This window comes from Kitasatospora sp. NEAU-CNBT7, assembly GCF_057220535.1.
In genome coordinates, this window is record NZ_JBXQQB010000014.1 from 1 (window position 1) to 23316 (window position 23316).

Below are 23316 nucleotides of genomic sequence, written 5' to 3' on the forward strand. Positions count from 1 at the left end.
GGTGTGGTGCGGTTGACAGTTTCATAGTGTTTCGGTGGTCATAGCGTGAGGGAAACGCCCGGTTACATTCCGAACCCGGAAGCTGAAGCTAAGCCTCATAGCGCCGATGGTACTGCAGGGGGGACCCTGTGGGAGAGTAGGACGCCGCCGAACAATTTTTCAGTAGAAGCCCCTCCGGGTGTCCCGGAGGGGCTTCTCGCATTTCCGGACCATTGCTGCGCAGGGGCGGCATGGGAAGGGTTTCTTCCGGCACCGGAACATTCGTTGACCGGCCAGGACGCCGGCTGGAACGCTGATGGGCGTGAGTCAAGCCGTAGCCGTGAGCCTTGTGGGCCGCCTGCACGTCGATCTTCGACGGCACGCGAGCGCCCTCTGTGCCGTCTGCCGCTGACCTGGTTCCGGCCGGGTGGGGCCGCTCGCCGTCCGGCTGTCGGCCGGCTTCTGTTGGCCGGGTTCCCGCCGCGCGTCGCATGTCCCGTTCTCCGCTTCCCGCGCGACCGCCTCCTTGACCGTTCCGTCGGGCCGGGTGGCCGGAGCGTCACGTCCTTTTCCGCGCGTCCGACCCGGTGCCCGAGCTGCCGGGCGGCACGGCGCGCACCCTGCTGCCTGCGAAGGATTCCGCCATGCCTGCCGCCTCCCGTCGTCAGTTCCTCTCACTCGCCGCCCTGGGGGCGGTCACCGCCGCGTGCGGGCGTGCCTCCGCCTCGGGGGGAGGGGGCCCGGAGACCGGGAGAGTCAGGTACCAAGGTTCGGCGGGCCAGGTGACGTTGCCCGAACTCGCCGAGGACCTGGGCTACTTGGGTGGTGTGAAGCTGGAGTGGGTCGGCAACACGATCAGCGGGCCGCAGGACATCCAGTCGGCCGCGACCGGTCAGACCGATGTCGGCGGTGCCTTCAACGGTGCGGTGATCAAACTGGTCGCCGCCGGGGCGCCGGTGAAGTCGGTGATCAGCTACTACGGTGTCGACCGGGACGCCTTCAGCGGTTACTACGTGCTGGCGGACAGCCCGATCCAGGGCCCTCGCGACGTGCTCCGGAAGAAGGTCGCGATGAACACCCTCGGCGCGCACGCGGAGGCCCTTCTCGACATCTACCTCCAGCGCGGCGGTCTGTCCGCCGCCGAGGTGGCGAAGGTGGAACCGACCGTGCTGCCGCCGGTCAACACGGAGCAGGCGCTGCGGCAGCGGCAGGTCGAGGTGGCCGTCCTGGGCGGTGTGCTCCGCGACAAGGCGCTGGCCGCCGGCGGCATCCGGCCGCTGTTCAGCGACTTCGACCTGCTCGGGGCGTTCAACGCCGGCACCTTCGTGATGACCGAACGCTTCCTCGAACGGAATCCGGAGACCTCCCGGACCTTCGTCACCGGGGTGGCCAAGGCGATCGAGTGGAGCCGGAGCACCCCGCGGGCCGAGGTGATCGCCCGCAGTGTGGAGATCGTCAAGCGCCGTGCCCGCAACGAGGATCCGGGCGCCCTGCAGTTCTGGAAGTCGTTCGGTGTGGCGGCGCCCGGCGGCCGGGTCGCGGACCAGGACTTCCAGCTGTGGATCGACTGGCTGGTCTCGCACGGCGACATCAAGGCCGGTCAGATCAGGCCGGGCGACCTCTACTCCAACGCCTACAACGGCTTCGACGGCGCGTCTGCGCCGGCCGTCTCCCCTTCCGCGAGCAGGAGTTGAGCGATGGGCGCACAGATCTCCTTCCGTTCGGTCAGCAAGACCTTTCCCGTCCGCGGCCGGGCCGGGGCCCGCGGCCGCGCCGAGTTCCTCGCCGTCGACCGGGTCGATCTGGACATCGCCGCCGGTGAGTTCACCGCGCTCGTCGGACCGAGCGGCTGCGGCAAGTCGACCCTGCTGGATCTGCTGGGCGGGCTGACCGCGCCGAGCTCCGGCGAGATCCTGCTCGACGGAGTGCCGGTGATCGGCCCGGGCCCGGACCGCTCCACGGTGTTCCAGCAGTACGCGCTGCTGCCCTGGCGGACCGCCCAGGGGAACGTCGAGTTCGGCCTGGAGGCGATCGGCGTACCACGCCGCCGACGCTCCGCCCGGGCCCGGGAGTACCTGGCGCTGGTGGGCCTGGCGGGGTTCGAGGACCGGCATCCGCACGAGCTGTCCGGCGGGATGAAGCAGCGGGTGGCGATTGCCCGGAGTCTCGCCTACGACCCCGAAGTGCTGTTGATGGACGAGCCGTTCGCGGCCCTCGATGCCCAGACCAGGGAGTCGCTGCAGGCCGAGCTGCTGCGGATCTGGGAGCGCACCGGCAAGACGGTGCTGTTCATCACGCACGGCATCGAGGAGGCCGTCTTCCTCGGCGGGAGGGTGGCGGTGATGACCTCGCGACCGGGAAGGGTCAAGCAGGTCGTCCCGATCGACCTCGGCGACCGGGCGCAGGACCAGGACCTGCGCTCCAGCCCGGAGTTCGCCCGGTACCGGCACGAGATCTGGGCCCTGCTGCACGACGAGGTGACCCGGACCCAGCAGTTGGAGCGGGAGGTGAGCCCGGTATGAGCACCGGTATCGGCACCGTGGCGAAGGAGGCGGCCCGCACCGCCGCCCGGCCGGCCACGCCCGCGGCCCCGACGGCGCCGGTGGCTCCCGCGCGCCGGCTGCGCTCGACGGTGGCCGGGCTGCTGCTCGGCGCCCTGACCAGGACCCTGGCGATCGGCGTGCTGCTCGCGGGGTGGGAACTCGCCCCGCGGCTCGGCCTGGTGGACCGGACCTTCCTGCCGCCGTTCAGCGAGGTGGCGGACGCCTGGCTCGGGCTGCTGGAGAACGGCCAGCTGGCCGCCAACACCACGGCCAGTCTCACCCGTTCGTTTACCGGCTTCGGTCTCGCGGTGGTGATCGGGGTACCGCTCGGCCTGCTGATCGGCTGGTACCGGCGGCTGGCGGGTCTGCTCGGTCCGCTGCTCGAACTCTTCCGCAACACGGCCGCGTTGGCGCTGCTGCCGGTGTTCACGCTGATCCTGGGCATCGGCGAGACCTCGAAGATCTCGATCGTGCTGTACGCCTGCGTGTGGCCGATCCTGCTGAACACCATCAGCGCGGTGCGCAGTGTCGATCCCACCTTGCTGCGGCTGGCCCGGTCGCTCGGTCTGTCGGCGCCGCGGACGTTCCAGAAGGTGATCCTGCCGGCGTCGGTGCCGGTCGTGTTCACGGGCGTCCGGCTGGCCGGAGCGGTGTCGATCCTGGTGCTGGTGGCGGCCGAGATGGTCGGGGCGAAGGCCGGGCTGGGCTATCTGGTCAACGCCTCGCAGTACAACTTCGCGATCCCGCAGATGTACGCGGGCATCGTCACGATCTCCGTCATCGGGGTGGTCTTCAACCAGGCGCTGGTGCTGCTGGAACGCAGGTTCACCGCCTGGCGGGCCCCGCTGGGCGGCTGAGCACGCCGGGTGCCGGGCCGTGCCCCGCGCGTGCCGGTGCCCGTACCGACTGATCCACCACCATCCGTGAGAGGACACCGCACCATGACCAGTTTCGGGATCCACAAGGTCGGCGGCCGGATCGGCGCCGAGATCACCGGGCTCGACCTCGCCGGGGAGCTGGACGAGGCGACCGTCGAGGAGCTGAACGGCGCGCTGCTCGCCCACAAGGCGCTGTTCTTCCGGGAGCAGCGGCTGGACGACGACGGCCAGACCCGGTTCGCCGCCCGGTTCGGGCCGTTGACCACCGCTCACCCGACCGTGCCGGCGCTGGAGGGGCAGCCGCACGTGCTGCCGGTCGACGGTGAGGAGGGGCGGGCGAACCGCTGGCACACCGATGTCACCTTCGTCCGCACGCCGCCCAAGGCGAGCACCCTGCGCAGCCTGGTGGTGCCCGCGTACGGCGGCAACACGCTGATCGCGGACGCGCAGGCCGCGTACCGTGATCTGCCGCAGGCGCTGCGGGAGTTCGCCGACCGGCTGTGGGCCGAGCACACCAACGCGTACGACTACGCAGAGGGCAAGCCGCTGGACGAGGCGGAGCAGGAGCGGCGCCGGGTGTTCACCGCGCGGCGGTACCGGACCGCGCACCCGGTGGTGCGGGTGCACCCGGAGACCGGGGAGCGGGGGCTGTTCATCGGCGGGTTCGCGGACCGGATCGTCGGCCTGCCGACGGACGCCTCGCGGGATCTGCTGCGGACCCTGCAGTCGTACGTGACGCGGCCGGAGAACGTGGTGCGCTGGCGGTGGGCGGTGGGGGACGTGGTGCTCTTCGACAACCGGGCGACCCAGCACTACGCGCCGGACGACTACGACGACCTGCCGCGGCGGCTGCACCGGGTGACGGTGGCCGGTGACGTCCCGGTGGGGGTCAGCGGTGAGGGCAGTTACCTGATCGAGGGTGACGAGGCGGGGCACTACACCTCCTGACGGTCTCCCGGCGCACGTGGAGCCCGGCGCACGGCGGGCCGGGGCAGGCCGTAGTGCTCGCGCAGGGTGCGGCCGGTGTAGCCGTCGCGGAACAGGCCGCGCCGGCGCAGGATCGGCAGCACGTGCTCGGTGAAGTGGGTCAGGCCGTCGGGCAGGATCGGCGGCATGATGTTGAAGCCGTCGGCGGCGCCTTCGGTGAACCACCGTTCGATGTGGTCGGCGAGCTGTTCGGGGGTGCCGACGACGACCTGGTGGCCGCGGCCGCCGCCGAGCCGGCCGACCAGTTGGCGCAGGGTCAGGCGGTCGCGTTCGGCGAGGTCGCGGATCAGCTCGAAGCGGCTCTTGGCGCCGTTGATCTCGGTGACCGGGGGCAGCGGCGGCAGCGGGGCGTCCAGGGGGTGGTCGGTGAGGTCGACGCCGAGGACGGTGGACAGGACGTCGATCGCCCGGGCCGGGTCGATCAGGTCGTCGAGTTCCTGGTCGAGTGCCTTGGCCTCGGCCTCGGTGGAGCCGAGCACCGGGACCACGCCGGGGAGCACCTTGAGGCCGGCCGGGTCGCGGCCGGCGTCGGCGGCCTGCCGCTTGAGGGCGGCGTAGAAGGACTGCCCCTCGGCGAGGGTCTGCTGGGCGGTGAACACGGCCTCGGCCCAACGGGCCGCGAACGCGCGGCCGTTGTCGGAGGAGCCGGCCTGGACCAGCAGGGGGTGGCCCTGCGGGCTGCGCGGGATGTTCAGCGGGCCGCGGACCTTGAAGTGCTCGCCGACGTGGTCGATCTCGTGCACCTTGGCGGGGTCGGCGAAGGTGCCGCGTTCGCGGTCGAGCAGCAGCGCGCCGTCCTCCCAGCTGTCCCACAGGGCGGTGGCGACCTGGAGGAACTCGTCGGCGCGCCGGTAGCGGACGGCGTGCTCCTGGTTGGCGTCGCGGCCGAAGTTCTGCGCGGCGCGGTCGCCGGCCGAGGTGACGATGTTCCAGCCGGCCCGGCCGTGGCTGATGTGGTCGAGCGAGGCGAACTGGCGGGCCAGGTTGTACGGCTCGGAGAAGCCGGTGGAGACGGTGCCGATCAGGCCGATCCGCTCGGTCACCACGGCGAGCGAGGTGAGCAGCGTGAACGGCTCGAAGTGGCTGATCAGGCCCCAGCCGCCGGCGGTGCGGGCCTCGACGCCGTCGGCGAGGAAGACCGAGTCGAAGGCGGCGGCCTCGGCGGCCTGGGCGAGGTGCTGGAAGTGCGCGATGTCGGCGGCCCGGCCGGGGTCGGTCCGCGGGTGGCGCCAGGCGGCCTCGTGGTGGCCGACGCCCATCAGGAACAGGTTGAAGTGCAGCTGGCGGTCTTCGGGCATGGCGAAAGGGCTCCGGTTCCGGAGGAGGTGAAGGGGGTCAGCTGCCATCGTCCAGGCGGTCGGCGGGCCGGACAACGATTCGCCGGGTCGTGGAATTAATGCCGCGTTGACGGTGCGGCAGCACCACGGTGCGCGTGGTCACCGCGCCGGTGGTCACAGTGCCCGTGCGGTCCGCAGCTCCATCGGGCGCTGGTAGGCGCTGTCCAGCACTCCGGCGCAGGCGGCGACGGCGAGGACGTCCCGGCCGAAGGAGGCGCCGGTGACCAGCGGCGGGGGCTGCGCCCTGGTGTGCCGCAGCACGTGGTCCCGGAGGTGGCCGGTGAGGTCGGGCAGGGTCAGCAGGCCGCCCTCGCTGACCACCAGGACGTCGGGGTTGAGCACGTCGATCAGCAGGGCGGCGGCCGGCGCGGTCCGCTCCAGCCGTTCCTCCAGCAGCCGCCGGGCCGCGGGGTCGCCGCCGGCGGCCAGCCGCAGCAGCAGGTCGAAGTCGGGTGCCGGGATCAGCCCGCCGGTGTGCGCGCGGCGGGCCACGGTGTCCTGCGAGACGGTGGCCTCCAGGCAGCCGGTCCGGCCGCAGGTGCAGGGCTCGGTGGAGCCGGGGACCGGGAGGTGGCCGATGTCGCCGGCCCGGGAGCGGTGGCCGCGCAGGACGGTGCCACCGGTGGCGATGGCGGCGTCGACCACGTTGCCGACGAATAGCTGGACCAGTCCGGTGGCGCCGGTGCCCGCGCCGAACAGCAGCTCGGCCTGGGCGAGTGCGCGGGCGTGCCCGTCGAGGTGGACGGGCAGCCGGGTGGCCCCGGCCAGCAGGTCGCGAACGGGGACGTCGTGCCAGCCCAGCGGTCCGTGCTCGACCACGGTGCCGCGCTCGGAGTCGACCCAGCCGCCGGTGACCACGCCGAGGCCGAGCAGGGAGCGGCCGGCTGCCCGGCGGGCGGTGAAGCCGGGCAGGTGGCTGCGGACGGTGCGCAGCACGGCGGCGGCGTCGCCGCGCCGGGGCAGCCGCTCGTGGGCGACCACCCGGCCGCGCAGGTCCAGCAGGCCGAAGGTGAGCCAGGGCACCCCGATGTGCACGCCGGCCGCCAGGTGGTGGCGGGTGTCGATGTCCAGCGGGAGCTGGGGTCGGCCGGCCCGGGGCGGGCCGTCCGGGGGCGGGAGTTCGCGCAGCAGGCCGAGTGCGCTCAGGTCGGCGGTGTGCCGGGAGACGGCGGCGGGGCTGAGGCCGGTGGCCCGGCCGAGTGCGGCCCTGGTGAGCGGTCCGTCGGCCAGGACGGTGCGCAGGACGGCGCCGACGCCGCCGCCCTCGACGGGCAGCGGTGCGCGGCCGGCGGGGACGGGGGCGACCAGGGAGAGCATGCGGTCGATTGTCCCGGCGGGGTGTTGCACGGCCGTGGCGGCGGCGTGAACCGCCGGTCGGGCCGTCAATAACGTGCTAAAACCACCGTTGAACCGTAGCCAACCAGGGAGATTCACCCGGAAAGCCGTAGTGTCGCAGGTGGCGAACAGTTGTCCGGGGTGATCTCCCCCGGGCCGGACCAGAATGGTGCTCATGGCACGCGGCAGGCTGCGGATCTACCTGGGGGCCGCCCCCGGGGTGGGGAAGACGTACGCCATGCTCTCCGAGGCACACCGGCGGCAGGACCGCGGGACCGACGTGGTGGCCGGTCTGGTCGAGGACCACGACCGCCCGCTGACGGCCGCGCTCGCCGACGGCCTGGAGACGGTCCCGCGCCGGCTGCTGACCCACCGCGGCGCGCAGTTCGCCGAGCTCGACCTGGACGCGCTGCTGGCCCGCCGCCCGCAGGTGGCCCTGGTCGACGAGCTCGCCCACACCAACATCCCCGGCAGTCGCAACGCCAAGCGCTGGCAGGACGTCGAGGAGCTGCTGGCGGCCGGCATCGACGTGGTGTCGACCGTCAACATCCAGCACCTCGAGTCGCTCGGCGACGTGGTCGAGGGCATCACGGGCGTGCGGCAGCGCGAGACCGTCCCGGACGAGGTGGTCCGCCGGGCCGACCAGATCGAGCTGGTCGACATGTCGCCGCAGGCGCTGCGCCGCCGCCTCGCGCACGGCAACGTGTACGCCCCGGAGAAGATCGACGCCGCGCTGGGCAACTACTTCCGGCCCGGCAACCTGACCGCGCTGCGCGAGCTGGCCCTGCTCTGGACGGCCGACCGGGTCGACGAGTACCTCCAGCGCTACCGGGCCGAGCAGGGCATCCAGGGCACCTGGCAGGCCCGCGAGCGGATCGTGGTCGGCCTGACCGGCGGGCCCGAGGGCGCCACCCTGATCCGCCGGGCCGCCCGGATCGCCGACCGCGGCGCCGGCGGTGAACTGCTGGCGGTGCACATCGCCCGTTCGGACGGCCTGTCCGGCGAGGGCTCGCCGCACGCGCTGATCGAGCAGCGGGCGCTGGTGGAGAGCCTCGGCGGCAGCTTCCACACCGTGCTCGGCGACGAACCGGCGGCCGGCCTGCTGGCGTTCGCCCGCGGCGTCAACGCCACCCAGATCGTGCTCGGCAGCAGCCGCCGCCGCCCCTGGCAGTACGTGTACGGGCCCGGGGTCGGTTCGACCGTCACCCGGGACTCCGGCGACATCGACGTCCACATGGTCACCCACGAGCACGCGGCGGCGGGCCGCGGCCGGATCCCGGTCCGGCGGATCACCGACCTCGGCCGGACCCGCAAGGTCGCGGGCTGGCTGATCGGGGTGGCGGGGCCGCCGCTGCTGGCGCTGCTGCTCACCCAGGTGCACTCCTTCGGGCTGCCCACCGACATGCTGCTGTTCCTGTCGCTGACGGTCTGCGCCGCGCTGGTCGGCGGGCTGCTGCCGGCCGTCGCCTCGGCGCTGATCGGCTCCAGCGCGCTGAACTACTTCTTCACCCCGCCGCTGCACACCTTCTCCATCTCCGAGCCGCAGAACATCCTGGCCGTGGCGATCTTCACGGCGGTCGCCATCGCGGTCGCCTCGGTGGTCGACCTGGCGGCCCGCCGCACCCACCAGGCCGCCCGCAGCCAGGCCGAGGCGCAGACCCTGAGCGCGCTGGCCGGCACCGTGCTGCGCGGCGCGCCCGCCGGGGAGGCGCTGCCGGGCGGCGACAGCGTGCTGACCGCCCTGCTCGACCAGGTCCGGGAGACCTTCCAGGCCGGGGCGGCCGCGCTGCTGGAGCGCCCGGACCCGCACGGCCCGTGGCAGACCCTCGCGGCCAGCGGGGCGCACCCGCCGGCCCGCCCCGAGCAGGCCGACGTGGACGTGCCCGTCGGCGACCGGCTGGCGCTGGTGCTGCGCGGCCGGGTGCTGCCCGCCGAGGACCGCCGGCTGCTCGGCGCGTTCGCCGCCCAGGCCGCGGTGCTGCTGGACCGCCGCCGGCTGGCCGGGGAGGCCGCCGCCGCCCGCCGCGAGGCCGAGGGAAACCGGATCCGTACCGCGCTGCTCGCCGCCGTCTCGCACGACCTGCGCACCCCGCTGGCGGGCATCAAGGCCGCCGTCACCTCGCTGCGCTCGGCGGACGTCGAGTGGGACGAGGAGGACGAGGCCGAGCTGCTGGCCGGCATCGAGACCGGCGCCGACCGGCTCGACCACCTGATCAACAACCTGCTCGACATGAGCCGGCTGCAGACCGGCACGGTGACCCCGCTGATCCAGCCCACCGACCTGGACGAGGTGGTGCCGTACGCGCTCGGCGGGGTGCCGCCCGAGGAGGTCCGGCTGGACGTGCCGGAGACCCTGCCGATGATCCACGCCGACGCCGGGCTGCTGGAGCGGGCGCTCGCCAACCTGATCGAGAACGCCGTCAAGTACAGCCCCGACGGCCACCGGGTGCTGGTGAAGGCGGACGCCCTGAAGCCGGCCGGCGCCGACGGCCGGGTGGAGCTGCGGATCGTCGACCGCGGGCCCGGGGTGCCCGAGGAGGCCCGCGAGCGGATCTTCGCGCCGTTCCAGCGCTACGGCGACGCCCCGCGCGGCGCCGGCGTCGGCCTCGGCCTGGCCGTCGCCCGCGGCTTCGTCGAGGCGATGGGCGGCACCGTGGCCGCCGAGGACACCCCGGGCGGCGGGCTCACCATGGTGGTCACCCTGCCCGCCGTCGACCTGCCCGACCACCAGCCGATGCCGACCGACCGAAAGGCGGAGCCCGTATGACCCGGGTCCTCGTCGTGGACGACGAACCGCAGATCGTCCGCGCCCTGGTGATCAATCTGAAGGCCCGGAAGTACGAGGTGGACGCCGCCCACGACGGTGCGAGCGCCCTCGAACTGGCCGCCGCCCGCCACCCCGACGTGGTGGTGCTCGACCTGGGCCTGCCGGACATGGACGGCGTGGACGTGATCCGCGGGCTGCGCGGCTGGACCAGGGTGCCGATCATCGTGCTGTCCGCCCGGCACGCCTCCGACGAGAAGGTCGAGGCGCTGGACGCCGGCGCCGACGACTACGTCACCAAGCCGTTCGGGATGGACGAGCTGCTGGCCCGGATGCGGGCGGCGGTGCGCCGGGCCGAGCCGGTGGCCGGCGAGGACGACTCGGTGGTCACCACCGAGACCTTCACCGTCGACCTGGCCGCCAAGAAGGTCAACCGGGACGGCGTCGACATCCGCCTCACCCCGACCGAGTGGCACCTGGTCGAGGTGCTGGTCCGCAACTCGGGCCGGCTGGTCAGCCAGACCCAGCTGCTCCAGGAGGTCTGGGGCCCGGCGTACCACAAGGAGACCAACTACCTGCGGGTCTACCTCGCACAGCTGCGCCGCAAGCTGGAGGCCGACCCTTCGCACCCGCGGCACTTCATCACCGAGCCGGGCATGGGCTACCGCTTCGAGCCGTGACCGCCCGCGGCGCTGACCTGGAGACCTGCCACCGGGGGCGGCGAAACCGGTACCCTTCCGGCATGAGTGGTGACAACAGCAGCGGGCAGCCGCAGGGCCGGTTCCGGCGGATGCTCAGCCGGCTGACCTCCTCCCCGGAAGAGCTCGAGGCCGAGGAGCTGCGGCAGGACACCGCGGAGTCCGGGTGCATGCCGATCGCGAGCTGCGGCGACCGCGAGGTGGTCACCGTGGCCGGCACCCTGCGCACTGTGACGCTCCGGCCCCGGGCCGGGGTGCCCGCGCTGGAGGCGGAGCTCTTCGACGGCAGCGACGCGCTCGACGTGGTCTGGCTGGGCCGCCGTTCGATCGTCGGCATAGAGCCGGGCCGCCGGCTCATCGCCAGCGGCCGGATCAGCCACGCACGCGGCCGCCGCGTGCTCTTCAACCCTCGGTACGAGCTGCGTCCGGTCGGACACGGGAGCGAATCAGCGTGACCAACCTGCCCGGCGGCGAGCCCGCCGCCCGCACCGCCGCCCCCGGCGACGACCTCGCCGGATACGTCGACCACACGCTGACCGAGACGGTGGTGACGTCGGCGGCCGAGCAGTGGGAGCAGTCCGAGGCCGACCGCAGGGCGGCGGACGAAGCGGCCTCCAAGGAGGCCGCCGACACCGTGATGAAGGCCTTCGGCGGGGTCCGCGGCATGATCGACATGACCCTTCCGGGTCTGGTCTTCATCCTCACCTTCAACATCACCCACCAGGTGGCCGCCGCCGCCTGGGCCGCGCTCGGCCTCAGCGCCCTGTTCGTCGTGGTGCGGCTGGCCCGGCGGGAGACCATCCAGCACGCCTTCAGCGGCGTCTTCGGGGTGGCGATCGGCGCCTGGATCGCGATGAAGACCGGCAAGGCCGAGGACTTCTACCTGCCCGGGCTGCTCTACAACGTCGGCTACTGCCTGGCGCTGGCCGTCTCGGCGCTGGTGCGCTGGCCGCTGGTCGGCCTGATGCTCGGCCCGGTCACCGGCGAGATGTTCACCTGGCGCAAGCAGAACCCCGGCCGGCTGGCCGCGTACACCAAGGCCACCTGGGCCTGGGTGGTGATCATGGGCATCAAGCCGGTGATCCTCTTCCCGCTGTACTTCACCCACAACACCACGCTGCTCGGCTGGCTCAAGACGGCCCTCGGCATCCCGGCACTGGTACTGGCGATGTACGTGACCTGGCGGATCCTGCTCAAGGCCCCGGCGCCGATCAAGGCGGAGATCGAGGACTGAGCCCGCCGGGCCCGACCGGCGCGGAGAACCGACGCGGGGAACCGACGCGAAGAGGGGCCGTACCCGACCGGGTACGGCCCCTCTTCGCGTCTGCGGGGGCGGGGGGGACTACTTCGCGCCGGTCTCGGCGGAGAGCAGGTCCTCCAGCTCCTCCTCGCGCTCCTGGGCGGCCACGAAGAGCAGCTCGTCGCCGCCCTCCAGGGTGTCGTCCTTGGCGGGCACCAGCACCCGGCCCTCGCGGATGATGCTCACCAGCGCGGTGTCCACCGGCCACTCGACGTCCCCGACCCGGGTGCCGACCAGCCGGGCGTCGTCCGCCAGGGTCAGCTCGACCAGGTTGGCGTTGCCCTGGCTGAAGCGCATCAGCCGGACCAGGTCGCCGACGCTGACGGCCTCCTCGACCAGCGCCGACATCAGGCGCGGGGTGGAGACGGCGACGTCCACGCCCCAGGACTCGTTGAAGAGCCACTCGTTCTTCGGGTTGTTCACCCGGGCGACCACCCGCGGCACGCCGTACTCGGTCTTGGCCAGCAGCGAGACGACCAGGTTGACCTTGTCGTCGCCGGTGGCGGCGATCACCACGTGGCAGCGCTGCAGGGCGGCCTCGTCCAGCGAGGTGATCTCGCAGGCGTCCGCGAGCAGCCACTCGGCCATCGGGACCCGCTCCACCGAGATGGAGTTCGGGTTCTTGTCGATCAGCAGGACCTCGTGGCCGTTCTCCAGCAGCTCGCCCGCGATCGAGCGGCCGACCGCACCGGCCCCGGCAATGGCGACTCGCATCAGTGACCCTCCTCCTCGGGGCCCTGCGCGAACGCGGCCTCGACCGACGCCAGCTCGGAGCGGCGCAGCATGACGTGGACCAGGTCGCCCTCCTGGACCACCATCGACGGCGTGGGCAGGGTGCCCTCGCCGAGCCGGGTGACGAACGCGACCCGGACGCCCGCGGCCTCCTCCAGCGCGCTCAGCTTGTGCCCGACCCACTCGTGCGCGAACGCGACCTCGGCCAGCTGCACGCTGCCGCTCGGGTCCTGCCACAGCGGCTCGGCGCCGCTGGGCAGCAGCCGGCGCAGCATCTGGTCGGCCGTCCAGCGGACGGTGGCGACGGTCGGGATCCCCAGGCGCTGGTAGACCTCGGCGCGGCGGGGGTCGTAGATCCGGGCGGCGACGTGCTCGACGCCGAAGTTCTCCCGGGCCACCCGGGCGGCGATGATGTTGGAGTTGTCACCGCTGGAGACGGCGGCGAACGCGCCCGCCTCCTCGATGCCGGCCTCGCGCAGGGTGTCCTGGTCGAAGCCCACGCCGGTCACCCGGCGGCCGTTGAATCCGGCACCCAGCCGCCGGAACGCGGTCGGGTCCTGGTCGACCACGGCGACCGAGTGACCCTGTTTCTCGAGTGCTCTGGCGAGGGCCGAGCCCACGCGGCCGCAACCCATGATGACGATGTGCACGGGACTACCTCACCCTGTCCGTTGGGTTAATGACCTGCGCAAACACCGCTCATCGTCCTTCCGCGCCCTGGTTTCGTGGGCGATCCGTCGGTTCCGCCTTCAAGTGCGCGAACCGGGTCTGTGCAGGGGCAACTGGAGTGCTGCCCGCAACCTCATCATCCGACACGCTAGCCGGTCGGCCGAACGCAGGCTCGACCAAGGGGGCACCGGTCGTCGGCTCCGTTGTCGGCAGCCCCTACGATTCCTTGATGTGCCTATGCCTGCTGACCTTCCGAAACGCATCCTGATCGGGCGCGCGCTGCGCAGCGACAAGCTGGGGGAGACCCTGCTGTCCAAGCGCATCGCGCTGCCCGTGTTCGCCTCGGACGCCCTGTCGTCCGTCGCCTACGCCCCCGAGGAGATCCTGCTCACCCTGTCCCTGGCCGGGGCCTCGGCGATCCACTTCTCCTGGCAGATCGGCGTCGTCGTCGCGATCGTGATGCTGGCGGTGGTCGCGTCGTACCGGCAGAACGTGCACGCGTACCCCAGCGGCGGCGGCGACTACGAGGTCGCCACCGTCAACCACGGCCCGAACTCCGGGCTGGTGGTCGCCAGCGCCCTGCTGGTGGACTACATCCTCACGGTGGCGGTCTCCACCACCTCCGGCGTCGCCAACGTGGTCTCCGCGGTGCCCTCGCTGCGCGGCCACGAGCTCGGCCTGTCGGTCGTCGTGGTGATCGTGCTGATGGGCATGAACCTGCGCGGCGTCCGGGAGTCCGGCAGCGCGTTCGCCGTCCCGACGTACGCCTTCATGGTCGGCGTCATCGGCATGGTCGGCTACGGCGCGTTCCGGCACTTCGGGCTCGGCCAGGACATGAACGCCGAGAGCTCCGGCTTCCACCTGGAGGCCACCCCGGGCAACGAATCGCTGGCCGGCTTCGCGATGGTGTTCCTGCTGCTCAAGGCGTTCTCCTCGGGCTGTGCCGCGCTCACCGGTGTGGAGGCGATCTCCAACGGCGTGCCGGCCTTCCGCAAGCCGAAGAGCAAGAACGCCGCCACCACGCTGCTGATGATGGCCTCCATCGCGGTCGTGATGTTCATGGGCATCATCTGGCTGGCCCGCCTGACCGGCGTCCAGATGGCCGAGAACCCCACCGAGCAGCTGATCGGCGCGCCCGGCGACTACCACCAGAAGACCGCGCTGGCGCAGATCTCCGAGTCGGTGTTCTCCAACTTCACGCCCGGCTTCTACTTCGTCGCCGCCGTCACCGGCCTGATCCTGGTGCTGGCCGCCAACACCGCCTTCAACGGCTTCCCGGTGCTCGGCTCGATCCTCGCCCAGGACCGCTACCTGCCGCGCCAGCTGCACACCCGCGGCGACCGGCTGGCCTTCTCCAACGGCATCATCCTGCTGGCCGGCGCGGCGATCCTGTTCATCGTCGCCTTCGACGCCGACCCGACCCGGCTGATCCAGCTGTACATCGTCGGCGTCTTCGTCTCCTTCAACATGAGCCAGTCCGGCATGATCCGGCACTGGACCCGGCTGCTGCGCACCGAGACCGACCCCAAGAAGCGCTCCCACATGCAGCGCAGCCGGGCGATCAACGCCTTCGGCCTGGTGATGACCATGGCTGTGCTGATCGTGGTGCTCGCCACCAAGATCAGCCACGCCTGGATCGCCATCGCCACCATGGTGGTGCTGTTCGTGATGATGAAGGCGATCCGCCGCCACTACGAGCGGGTCTCCGCCGAACTGGTCGCCGCCGAGGAGGCGGACGACGTCGTGCTGCCCACCCGGGTGCACGCCATCGTGCTGGTCTCCAAGCTGCACAAGCCCGCCCTGCGCGCCCTCGCCTACGCCCGCCTCGCCCGGGCGAGCACGCTGGAGGCCGTCACCGTCAACGTCGACCCGGTCGACACCGCGGCGCTGCGCGGCGAGTGGGACGAGCGCGGCATCGAGGTGCCGCTGAAGGTCCTCGACTCGCCGTACCGCGAGATCACCGGCCCGGTGCTGGAGTACGTCAAGAACCTGCGCCGCTCCAGCCCGCGCGACGTGGTCTCGGTGTACATCCCGGAGTACGTGGTCGGGCACTGGTACGAGCACCTGCTGCACAACCAGAGCGCGCTGCGGCTCAAGGGCCGGCTGCTGTTCAAGCCCGGGGTGATGGTGACTTCCGTACCCTGGCAGTTGGAGTCCTCCGAGCGGCGCAAGCCGCAGAAGGCCTGGTCCGCTCCGGGTGCCGTCCGCCGTGGCGAGCCCCGGCACCGGCCCGCGGCCAGCTCCGACGACCAGCAGAGCGTGGGCTCCGGCCCGCGCGACGACTCCGCACCGCTCGCGTAAGGACGCATGCCAGTGACCCGCAACACCCCGCCCCGCTCCTCCGGCCGGCCGAGCCGGTCCGGCGCCAAGACCGGCGGCAAGCCGGGGCAGGTGGCCCACCCGCGGTGGAGCAACCGGCCCGCCAGGCCGTCCGCCACCGACCGCGACGGCTTCACGGCCCAGACCGCGCCGCTGGCGCCCGGCGAGTCGGAGCGGTCCGAGGACCGGCCGACGGCCGTGCCGAAGAGCGCGATGAAGGGCGGCCCGAAGTCCGCCTCGAAGGCCAAGGGCGAGGCCGGCAAGGCCACCCCCGCCAAGGGGGCCGCCGCCAAGGGCGCGTCCAAGGCCGCCGGCGCCGGGAAGCCGGCCCGGGGTGCGGCGGGCGAGGGCCAGGACCGTGCGGCGGCGCCCAAGGCCCGCCAGCCGCGCAAGCAGGCCGTGCGGCCGCCGAAGGCGCTGCGCACCGCCGAGACCGCGGTGAAGGCCCCGCCCGGCGAGCCGCTGGTCGGCGAGCGCTACGAGGTCGAGGTCGGCCCGGTGGCGCACGGCGGCGGGCACTGCGTGGCCCGGCACGAGGGCCGGGTGCTGTTCGTCCGGCACACGCTGCCCGGGGAGCGGGTGATCGTCGAGATCACCGAGGGCACCACCAAGTCGCGCTTCCTGCGGGGCGACGCGGTGGAGGTCCTGGAGGCCGCGAAGGAGCGGATCGAGGCGCCGTGCCCGTTCGCCGGCCCCGGCAAGTGCGGCGGCTGCGACTGGCAGCACGTGACCCCGGGCGGCCAGCGCAAGCTCAAGGGCCAGGTGCTCACCGAGCAGCTCGCCAAGCTGGCCGGGCTGACGGCGGCGGAGGCGGGCTGGGACGGCAGCGTCGAGCCGGTCGGCGGCAAGCTGCCGCCCGGCGCGGTTCCGGCCTGGCGCACCCGGGTGCAGTACGTGGTCGACCCGGCCAGCGGCTCGGTCGGTCTGCGCAAGCACCGCTCGCACGACATCCAGCCGGTCGACCGCTGCCTGATCGCCGCCGAGGGCGTCAGCGAGCTGGGCGTCGAGGCGCGCAGCTGGCCGGGCGTCGAGTCGGTGGACGTGATCGCGGCGACCGGGTCCTCGGACCGCCAGGTGGTGCTGGTCCCCGAGGTGGGCGCCCAGCTGCCGATCGTCGAGCTGGACCGGCCGGTGTCGATCTCCCGGATCGACGACCACGACAACTTCCACCGGGTGCACGGCCGCACCTTCGTCCGCGAGGTGGCCGCGGGCCGGACCTGGCGGGTCTCCAACGGCGGCTTCTGGCAGATCCACCCGGAGGCGCCGGACACCCTGGTGTCGGCGGTGCTGGAGGGTCTCGACCCGCAGTGGGGCGAGAGCGCGCTCGACCTGTACTGCGGTGTCGGCCTGTTCGCGGGCGCACTCGCCGAGCGGGTCGGCGACGACGGCGCGGTGCTCGGCATCGAGTCCGGCAAGCAGGCCGTCATCGACGCCCGGCACAACCTGGCCGCCCTGGAGAACGTCCGGATCGAGTGCGACAAGGTGGAGACCCTGCTGCCGCGCACCGGGATCACCTCCACCGACCTGATCGTCCTGGACCCGCCGCGCGCGGGCGCGGGCCGCGAGACCATCGCCCACCTGGCCGGCCTGGAGGCCCGCCGGATCGCGTACGTGGCCTGCGACCCGGCGGCGCTCGCCCGCGACCTGGCCTACTTCCGCGAGGGCGGCTACCGGCCGGTCTCGCTGCGGGCCTTCGACCTGTTCCCGATGACCCACCACTTCGAGTGCGTGGCGATCCTGGAGCCGGTGCAGGGCGCGGCCCGTACCGCCTGAGCCCGAGGTGTGAGCAGGGCCCTTCGGGGCGTCCGACCGGCCCGGTCGAGTCCGTGGACTCGACCGGGCCGGTCGTTTCGGTGCTGGTGCTGGTGCTGGTGCTGGTGCTGGTGAGGGGTGCGGGTGCCGGCGGGAGGCGGGGGCACGGGGGCGCGGGGGATGCGGGGTGGTGGGTTCGTGGGGGCCGGGGGCCGGGGGTGACTTCTGGACATTCCTGCGGACCGTGCTCCGCCGGCGCCCTGCCGCCGGAGGCGGCCGGAGCCGGGGGGCGTGGGCGGGCCGGTGCGGCCGCCGGCCCGGGGGCGGCAGCAGGTGGTCCGGCGGCGTACGGGAGAGGCGGTCGGGCGGTCGGACGTGCGGTTTCCGGTGGTTCCCGTCATCCGGTCCCCCCGTGCCGGGCGGCATCCGCGGGACCCGAGCGGGCGCGGCCCTGATCACGCTTCAACTCGCCTGCGGGGAAAGCGTATGAACGGTACGGGCGGTGGCTGGTTTCCGGCGGGGCGTGAGCGGACATCTCAGGGGAGCGGGCGGCGACCCCCGTGCGCCCTTGCCGTGCTAGCACCCCAGCGCTAGCTTGAACTATGGCCAAGAAGCAGCTGAACGTCAGGGTGGATGCGACCACCGCCGAGATGGCCCGGGAGCGGGCCGAGCAGCAGGGGATCAGCATGAACCAGTACATTGAGAAGCTCGTCCAGCAGGACATGGGCGAGGCCGGGCGACTGTTCGTCGACACCGCCGCGCAGTTCATGAAGGAGTACGAGACGGCCTTCCTGGCCGAATTCGGCGAGCACGGCCCCGGCGAGTCCCAGGGCGGGCGCCGTTGAACCTCGAGGTCGACCTCTCGTGGCTGCTCATGACCGCTGAGCAGTACACCCCCGGTGATCCGCAGGTCATCGACTACGGATCACTGCTGGCCGCGGTCGCCCGCCACCAGGCCGAGATCTTCGACATCGCGGTCTACCCCGAGCCGCAGGACCGCGCCGCCGCCCTGATGCACCAGCTCATCCGGGTGCCCGCGCTGGAGCGCAGCAACGAGCTGTTCGCCACCGCCGTCGCGTACTCCTACCTGGTGGCCAGCGGCTGCAGCGTCGCCACCACCGCACGCGAGGTGCGCAGCCTGGCCCGGGCCATCCGGGAGGGCAAGCTCGGCGTCACCGGAGTGGCCGAACGGCTCTCCGCCTGGGTGGTCGACGAGGCCGAGGGCGAGGAGGTCGGCGGCGAGGACGAGGAGGACGACTGACCGAGCGGCCACGGCAGGACCGCGGGCGGGACTGAGTAGGCTGGGGCCCCGCCCCGGATCATGAGGAACGAACCACCTTGCTGCAGGACATCGAGCCCCACCTGGCCTGCCCGCACTGCGCGCAGCACCTCGTCCTGCACGGCCGCACCCTGCGCTGCGCCGCCGGGCACAGTTTCGACCAGGCCAGGCAGGGATACGTCAGCCTGCTGCCGGGCGACGCGCACACCGGGACCGGCGACACCGCCGAGATGGTCGCCGCCCGCGCGGACTTCCTGGCGGCCGGCCACTACCGACCGGTCGCCGACGCGCTCGCCGAGGCCGCCCGCGGCGCCGGGCCCGGCCTGGTCGCCGACCTGGGCGCCGGCACCGGCCACTACCTGGCGCACGTCCTCGACCGCCTCGGCGGCGACCGGCCGGGCGCCGCCCTCGACATCTCCAAGTACGCGCTGCGCCGCGCCGCGAAGGCGCACCCGCGGATCGGCGCGGTGGTCTGCGACGCCTGGCGGCCGCTGCCGCTGCTGGACGGCTGCGCCGAGCTGGTGCTCAACGTGTTCGCCCCGCGCAACGGCCCCGAGCTGCGCCGGGTGCTGCGCCCGGGCGGACGCCTGCTGGTGGTCTCGCCGACCTCCCGGCACCTGCGCGAACTGGTTGGCGCCCTCGGCCTGCTCTCGGTCGACGAGGACAAGGAACGCCGGATCGACGAGAAGCTCGGGCCCTGGTTCGACCGCTCGGACCGGGTGGAGGTCGACTTCCGCCTGCGGCTGTCGCACCAGGACGCGGCGGCAGTGGTCGGGATGGGCCCCAGCGCCTGGCACACCGACCCGGCCAGGCTGGCGGACGCCCTCGCCGCGCTGCCGGAGCCGGTCGAGGTGACCGGCTCGGTGCTGGTGTCGACCTACCGTTGACCCCGTGACCCGCTGCTGGCCCGCTGCTGGCCCCGCGACCCGCCGCTGGCACCGCGACCCGCTGCTGGTCCCGTGACCCGCCGTTGACCCCGCGACCCGCTGCTGACTCATTGGGGTGAATGGCCGCCGGAGGCACGTTTCTGCTGATCAGGCGCGGGCTAGGGTCCTCTGGGTGACCAGCGAAGCCGTCCAGTGTGCGCCTCGTTCCACCCTCCGTCCGACGGTCGAGGAACTCCGGCTCACCTCCTTCAAGTCCTACCGCAGGGCCACACTCCCGCTCTCGCCGCTGACCGTCCTGCACGGGCCTTCGGGCGTCGGGAAGTCCAACGCGCTGGACGCCCTCGCGGTGCTCTCCCGGCTCGCGCTCGGCGAGGAGATCAGGTCCTCGCTGGACGGCACCGGCGCGCTCAGCGGCCCGCTCGCCGCCCCCGTCCGGGGCGGACTGCTCGGCTGCGTCCCGCACGGCCGGAACGCGATCATCCTCGGCTGCACCGTCCGCTCGTACGCCGGACCGATCCGGCTGGAGGTGGTGGTCCGCACCGACGGCCAGGTCCGGATCGCCCGGGAGTGGCTGACGCTGGGCGGCGAGACCCTGGTCGAGACCGGCGAGCAGGACGTGCCGCACGGCCGGGTCAACGTCACCTGGCACAACGACACCCGCCAGGGTGACATCCGGGCCCCCTTCCCGAGCGGCAGCCTGATCACCGCGCAGATCCCGCTGCGGGTCGCCGGATCCTCGCCGGGCGAGCAGAAGGTGGTGACCGCCGCCGAGCACCTGCTCACGGCCCTGCGCGAGGTCTTCCCGCTGCACCCCGTCCCCGCCGCGATGCGCGGCTGGACCCGGCCCGACCCGCAGGCCCGGCTGATCGGCACCGCCGCCAACATCTCCGCCGTCCTGGCCCGCCTCAAGGCCGAGTGCACCCGTCGCTACGGGCGGCTGCTGAAAGCCGTCCAGGCGGCGGCGCCGCACCCGCTGCTCGGCCTCGACATCGCCTTCCGCGGCAGCGAGGCGCAGGAGCGGCTGCTCGCGGTCTTCGACGAGGGCGTGCTCGGCCGCACCGGCGCCGACCAGGCCTCGGACGGCATGCTGCGGCTGCTCGCGTTCGCGGCGGTGCTGCTCACCGGGGCAGGCGTGATCGACGTCGACGCGGCGGTCGAGATCCCGCCGGCGCACCGTCAGCTGACCCTGCTCGCCGAGGACCTGGGCGCCGGCCTCGGCACCGAACAGACGGCCTCGCTGCTGCGGCTGGCCAGCGAGGTGTGCGCCAAGGAGGACATCCGGGTGCTCGGTGCGCTGCAGGAGCCGGCCGCCGCCCGGGAGGTGGGCGGGGTGGAACTGGTCGAGTGCCGACGGGACCCGGCGACCGGGCACAGCGTGCTGCAGCGGCCGGAGGCCCTGCGGGTACCGCCGCAGGGGAGCGCGGACGCGCGGCAGCCCTGATGCGCGGCGGCCCTGACGCTGCGGTTGGGGTGCAGTTGGCGGGGCGGGGCGGGGCGGGGCGGGGCGGGGTGCGGCTGGCGTGCGGGGTGCGCCTGTGGGGCGGGGTGCGCCTGGTGTGCGGGGCTGAGGCTGGTGGGGACCTGGGGTTGATGGGGATGCGGGCTGCGTGGGGTGAGGTGTGCGTGGGATGAGGTAGACCTGACGGGTGACCGAACGACAGACTCCGGGCCCGGCCGGGTCCCCCCACGAATCAGCCGCCGACTCCGCCGGCTCCCTTCCTGCCGACTCCGTTCCCGCAGGTGGTGGCGGGGCGCCCTCGCTGGTCGAGCTGCAGGAAAGGCTGGCCGCGTTCGCGGCGGCGCGGGCCTGGCAGCCGTTCCACACCCCGAAGAACCTGGCCGCCGCGCTGAGCGTCGAGGCCGGGGAGTTGCTGGAGATCTTCCAGTGGCTGACACCCGAACAGGCGGCCACGGTGATGACGGATCCCGGCGAAGCCCACCGGGTCCGGGACGAGGTGGCCGACGTCCTGGCCTACCTGCTCCAGTTCTGTGCGTCGGTGGGCGTCGATCCGCTGGCCGCGCTGGCGGCGAAGATCGACCGGAACGAGCTGCGCTTCCCGGTCCCCGGGTCCCGGGCCGACCGGGCTGACGGGGTCGCGGGGACCGACCGGGCCGATGGGACCGCGGGGACCGACCGGGCCGGCGGGAAGGGCGCCACGGACGGCTGACCCTCGCCGCGGCGGCTCCGGTACACCCGTGTGGGGGACCTGAGTTATCCACAGGGCCGAGTTGTCCACAGGAATCCGCTGGGGGGCTGACGGAGTCCGGCCCGGCCAGCAGTCTTGCGTCGTGATCCGCCGCCCCGACGGCGGCGGTCCGACGTGAGCGAAGGGAGCGGCGGGTATGGACGCGCTGCGACTCATCAAGACCGCCCGGCACGCCCTGGCCGAGGCGAGGACGGTGCCGGACGCCCTGCTGGAGGCCTGGCAGGCCGGTCTGCTGACCGAGGCCGTCGGAGCACGGATCGCCGGGCGGGAGACCGGCGAGCTGGCCGCGCTCGGACAGTTGCTGTGCGACGCCGGAAGCCATACGGCGAGCTGCTTGGAGCAGCCGCCCGACGCCGAAGCGGAGTGGTCCGCCCAGGTCGAGGGCGAGTGGTGCGGGCCGGACGAGTGGTCGGCGGAGTGGTCGGGGAACGGCCGGGTCGAGCGGATGGGCGAGCTCGGCGAGCTGGAGCCGGTACTGCTCGCCCTCGGCATCCTGCTGAACGAGGTCGCCGAGACCTTGGTCGTGCTCGCCTGCGGCGCGGAGGCCGAGAGCGTCTACTGGCGCTGCATCGACGGCGTGGACGCCGGGGCCGAGTGCAAGGACCTGGTCGCCGAACTGCTCCGGACGGTCCGCCGGGAGTCCGGGGCGCCACCGGGGGAGCCGGACGGATCGGAGTGCCCGGAGGGCGTCGACGAGCCGCAGGCCGGGCACCTCGCGGACGGACTCGTCGACGGTCCCGCCGACGGCGTAGCCGACGGGCCGATGGGCGCTTCGGAGGCCGACTCGGCGGACCACCCGATGGACGGCTGGGCGGACGGCGGGCGGCTGCCGGACGAGCTGGACCTGAGTGACGTCCTGGACGGGGCTCACGCGGCGGCCCGGCCGCCGCTGCCTGCTGCGTCCCGGGTGGCGGGGATGCCCGGCGCCGGGGCCAGGGAGCCGGTGACGGCGGCCGCCGGGCCGCCGGCCGGGCAACCGCTGCCGATACTGGTCGTCCCGCTCGGGCCGCCCGGCGCCGGTGACTACCGACCGGAGCCGGTGGCCTCGGACGAACCCGTGGCGGCCGGGACACCGGAGACCGCACCCTCGGGAGCGATGGCCTCGTCGGCCGCCCTGGCTCCGGCCGACTGCAGGTCGGCGTCGAGCCCGGCCAGGTCGGTGCTGATGGAGGCGAGCAGCTCCTGCATCTGCTCCAACAGGCTCGTGGGCGCCGTCGGAACGGCGGGGGCGGCGGGCCCCTGCGGCGCGGCGGGCGTCTCGGACCAGGGCTCGGACATGAGGGGGCCCCTCCAGCTCGGTAGTGCGGTGTGATGCGACGGATGTCGGTGCCGCCGGTCCAACGAGTCCTGGCGGCGGCCGGTCACCGCAGACCACCCGATGAGGTCCAACCCCCTTCCGGCGTCAGCCCCAGGGGTGAGCCGGGTTTGCGGTCCGCCGCCCCGCTCGGCTAGCGCGGGGGGCCGACCGCTGCACCACATCGCGCCCGTCGCGCCGTACCCGCCGCGGCCGTGACAGCGCCGGTGCCGGTGCCCGGGACAAAACCTGTACCGGCGCCCGGGACAGCGCCCGTGGCTGTGACGGACGGCAGCGGGCCTGGTGGTTCCCCCTTTTTGTGGAAGGAGGAGGGAGAAAAAAGGGGGGGGGAGAGA

General features: G+C 73.2%; 21 protein-coding genes and 1 rRNA gene. 18 read left to right on the forward strand and 4 right to left on the reverse strand.

From position 1 onward, the window contains the following. The first annotated feature begins 30 nt into the window (after positions 1 to 30). The 6 genes from rrf (at position 31) to AC2TEW_RS19390 (ending at position 4348) form a co-directional block, all read left to right on the forward strand. Positions 31 to 153 (forward strand): 5S ribosomal RNA (gene rrf, locus AC2TEW_RS19365). A gap of 142 nt (positions 154 to 295) precedes the next feature. Next, positions 296 to 391 (forward strand): putative leader peptide, encoded by a 96-nt coding sequence (locus tag AC2TEW_RS19370; protein WP_484624611.1) that lies wholly within the window; start codon positions 296 to 298, stop codon positions 389 to 391. Positions 392 to 761: 370 nt separating this feature from the next. Next, complete coding sequence (locus AC2TEW_RS19375) at positions 762 to 1673, forward strand: ABC transporter substrate-binding protein (protein WP_484624612.1); 912 nt, start codon at positions 762 to 764, stop codon at positions 1671 to 1673. A gap of 3 nt (positions 1674 to 1676) precedes the next feature. Beyond that, the gene (locus AC2TEW_RS19380; RefSeq protein ID WP_484624613.1) at positions 1677 to 2501 is read left to right on the forward strand and encodes an ABC transporter ATP-binding protein; all 825 of its coding nucleotides are present in this window, start codon (positions 1677 to 1679) and stop codon (positions 2499 to 2501) included. Beyond that, positions 2498 to 3379 (forward strand): ABC transporter permease, encoded by an 882-nt coding sequence (locus AC2TEW_RS19385; protein ID WP_484624614.1) that lies wholly within the window; start codon positions 2498 to 2500, stop codon positions 3377 to 3379. The genes AC2TEW_RS19380 and AC2TEW_RS19385 overlap by 4 nt, the downstream gene beginning before the upstream one ends. A gap of 84 nt (positions 3380 to 3463) precedes the next feature. Then, positions 3464 to 4348 carry a TauD/TfdA dioxygenase family protein gene (locus AC2TEW_RS19390; protein WP_484624615.1) on the forward strand — a complete coding sequence of 295 codons (885 nt, stop codon included), beginning with the start codon at positions 3464 to 3466 and terminating at the stop codon, positions 4346 to 4348. On the opposite strand, the gene AC2TEW_RS19395 is transcribed toward AC2TEW_RS19390, so the two are convergent. Together AC2TEW_RS19395 and AC2TEW_RS19400 are read right to left on the reverse strand one after the other, a co-directional pair. Next, complete coding sequence (locus AC2TEW_RS19395; RefSeq protein WP_484624616.1) at positions 4336 to 5685, reverse strand: LLM class flavin-dependent oxidoreductase; 1350 nt, start codon at positions 5683 to 5685, stop codon at positions 4336 to 4338. The two genes, AC2TEW_RS19390 and AC2TEW_RS19395, sit on opposite strands and share 13 nt — an antisense overlap. Before the next feature lie 153 nt (positions 5686 to 5838). Then, a complete protein-coding gene (locus tag AC2TEW_RS19400) occupies positions 5839 to 7041 on the reverse strand; it encodes an ROK family protein (protein WP_484624618.1) in 1203 nt (400 codons plus the stop codon). A 193-nt stretch (positions 7042 to 7234) separates the two neighbouring features. Here AC2TEW_RS19400 and AC2TEW_RS19405 point away from each other — a divergent pair, with 193 nt between their 5' ends. The 4 genes from AC2TEW_RS19405 to AC2TEW_RS19420 all read left to right on the forward strand — a co-directional run bounded on the left by AC2TEW_RS19405 (position 7235) and on the right by AC2TEW_RS19420 (position 11755). After that, positions 7235 to 9826, forward strand: a complete 2592-nt coding sequence (locus tag AC2TEW_RS19405; RefSeq protein WP_484624619.1) for an ATP-binding protein — start codon at positions 7235 to 7237, stop codon at positions 9824 to 9826. Beyond that, complete coding sequence (locus tag AC2TEW_RS19410) at positions 9823 to 10503, forward strand: response regulator (RefSeq protein WP_033818075.1); 681 nt, start codon at positions 9823 to 9825, stop codon at positions 10501 to 10503. The genes AC2TEW_RS19405 and AC2TEW_RS19410 overlap by 4 nt, the downstream gene beginning before the upstream one ends. A gap of 62 nt (positions 10504 to 10565) precedes the next feature. After that, positions 10566 to 10976 (forward strand): OB-fold nucleic acid binding domain-containing protein, encoded by a 411-nt coding sequence (locus AC2TEW_RS19415; protein ID WP_484624620.1) that lies wholly within the window; start codon positions 10566 to 10568, stop codon positions 10974 to 10976. Next, the gene (locus AC2TEW_RS19420) at positions 10973 to 11755 is read left to right on the forward strand and encodes a DUF3159 domain-containing protein (RefSeq protein ID WP_484624621.1); all 783 of its coding nucleotides are present in this window, start codon (positions 10973 to 10975) and stop codon (positions 11753 to 11755) included. Before AC2TEW_RS19415 ends, AC2TEW_RS19420 begins: the two co-directional genes overlap by 4 nt. A gap of 108 nt (positions 11756 to 11863) precedes the next feature. Here the strand turns inward: AC2TEW_RS19420 and AC2TEW_RS19425 are convergent, their stop codons facing one another. Together AC2TEW_RS19425 and AC2TEW_RS19430 are read right to left on the reverse strand one after the other, a co-directional pair. Then, positions 11864 to 12535: a potassium channel family protein gene (locus tag AC2TEW_RS19425; protein ID WP_033818077.1), complete on the reverse strand. Its 672-nt coding sequence runs from the start codon at positions 12533 to 12535 to the stop codon at positions 11864 to 11866. Then, on the reverse strand, positions 12535 to 13203 hold the full coding sequence (locus AC2TEW_RS19430; RefSeq protein ID WP_033818078.1) for a potassium channel family protein: 669 nt from the start codon (positions 13201 to 13203) through the stop codon (positions 12535 to 12537). The genes AC2TEW_RS19425 and AC2TEW_RS19430 overlap by 1 nt, the downstream gene beginning before the upstream one ends. Positions 13204 to 13459: 256 nt before the next feature. On the opposite strand from AC2TEW_RS19430, the gene AC2TEW_RS19435 reads away from it, so the two are divergent. The 8 genes from AC2TEW_RS19435 (at position 13460) to AC2TEW_RS19470 (ending at position 22978) form a co-directional block, all read left to right on the forward strand. Beyond that, positions 13460 to 15523, forward strand: coding sequence for an APC family permease (locus tag AC2TEW_RS19435; RefSeq protein WP_484624622.1), 2064 nt, complete (start codon positions 13460 to 13462; stop codon positions 15521 to 15523). 435 nt (positions 15524 to 15958) lie between these two features. After that, complete coding sequence (locus AC2TEW_RS19440) at positions 15959 to 17314, forward strand: class I SAM-dependent RNA methyltransferase (protein WP_484624731.1); 1356 nt, start codon at positions 15959 to 15961, stop codon at positions 17312 to 17314. A 581-nt stretch (positions 17315 to 17895) separates the two neighbouring features. Then, positions 17896 to 18138 (forward strand): toxin-antitoxin system HicB family antitoxin, encoded by a 243-nt coding sequence (locus AC2TEW_RS19445; protein WP_033818080.1) that lies wholly within the window; start codon positions 17896 to 17898, stop codon positions 18136 to 18138. Next, complete coding sequence (locus AC2TEW_RS19450; RefSeq protein ID WP_484624623.1) at positions 18135 to 18554, forward strand: fic family toxin-antitoxin system, toxin component; 420 nt, start codon at positions 18135 to 18137, stop codon at positions 18552 to 18554. The genes AC2TEW_RS19445 and AC2TEW_RS19450 overlap by 4 nt, the downstream gene beginning before the upstream one ends. A gap of 77 nt (positions 18555 to 18631) precedes the next feature. Continuing rightward, entirely contained in the window at positions 18632 to 19459 is an 828-nt protein-coding gene (locus tag AC2TEW_RS19455) for a putative RNA methyltransferase (RefSeq protein WP_484624624.1), read from the forward strand. Between the two features lie 172 nt (positions 19460 to 19631). Next, a complete protein-coding gene (locus AC2TEW_RS19460) occupies positions 19632 to 20900 on the forward strand; it encodes an AAA family ATPase (RefSeq protein ID WP_484624625.1) in 1269 nt (422 codons plus the stop codon). Positions 20901 to 21219: 319 nt separating this feature from the next. Further along, the gene (locus AC2TEW_RS19465) at positions 21220 to 21627 is read left to right on the forward strand and encodes a nucleotide pyrophosphohydrolase (protein ID WP_484624732.1); all 408 of its coding nucleotides are present in this window, start codon (positions 21220 to 21222) and stop codon (positions 21625 to 21627) included. Between the two features lie 175 nt (positions 21628 to 21802). Then, a complete protein-coding gene (locus tag AC2TEW_RS19470; protein WP_484624626.1) occupies positions 21803 to 22978 on the forward strand; it encodes a DUF6099 family protein in 1176 nt (391 codons plus the stop codon). Positions 22979 to 23316: the final 338 nt, after the last annotated feature.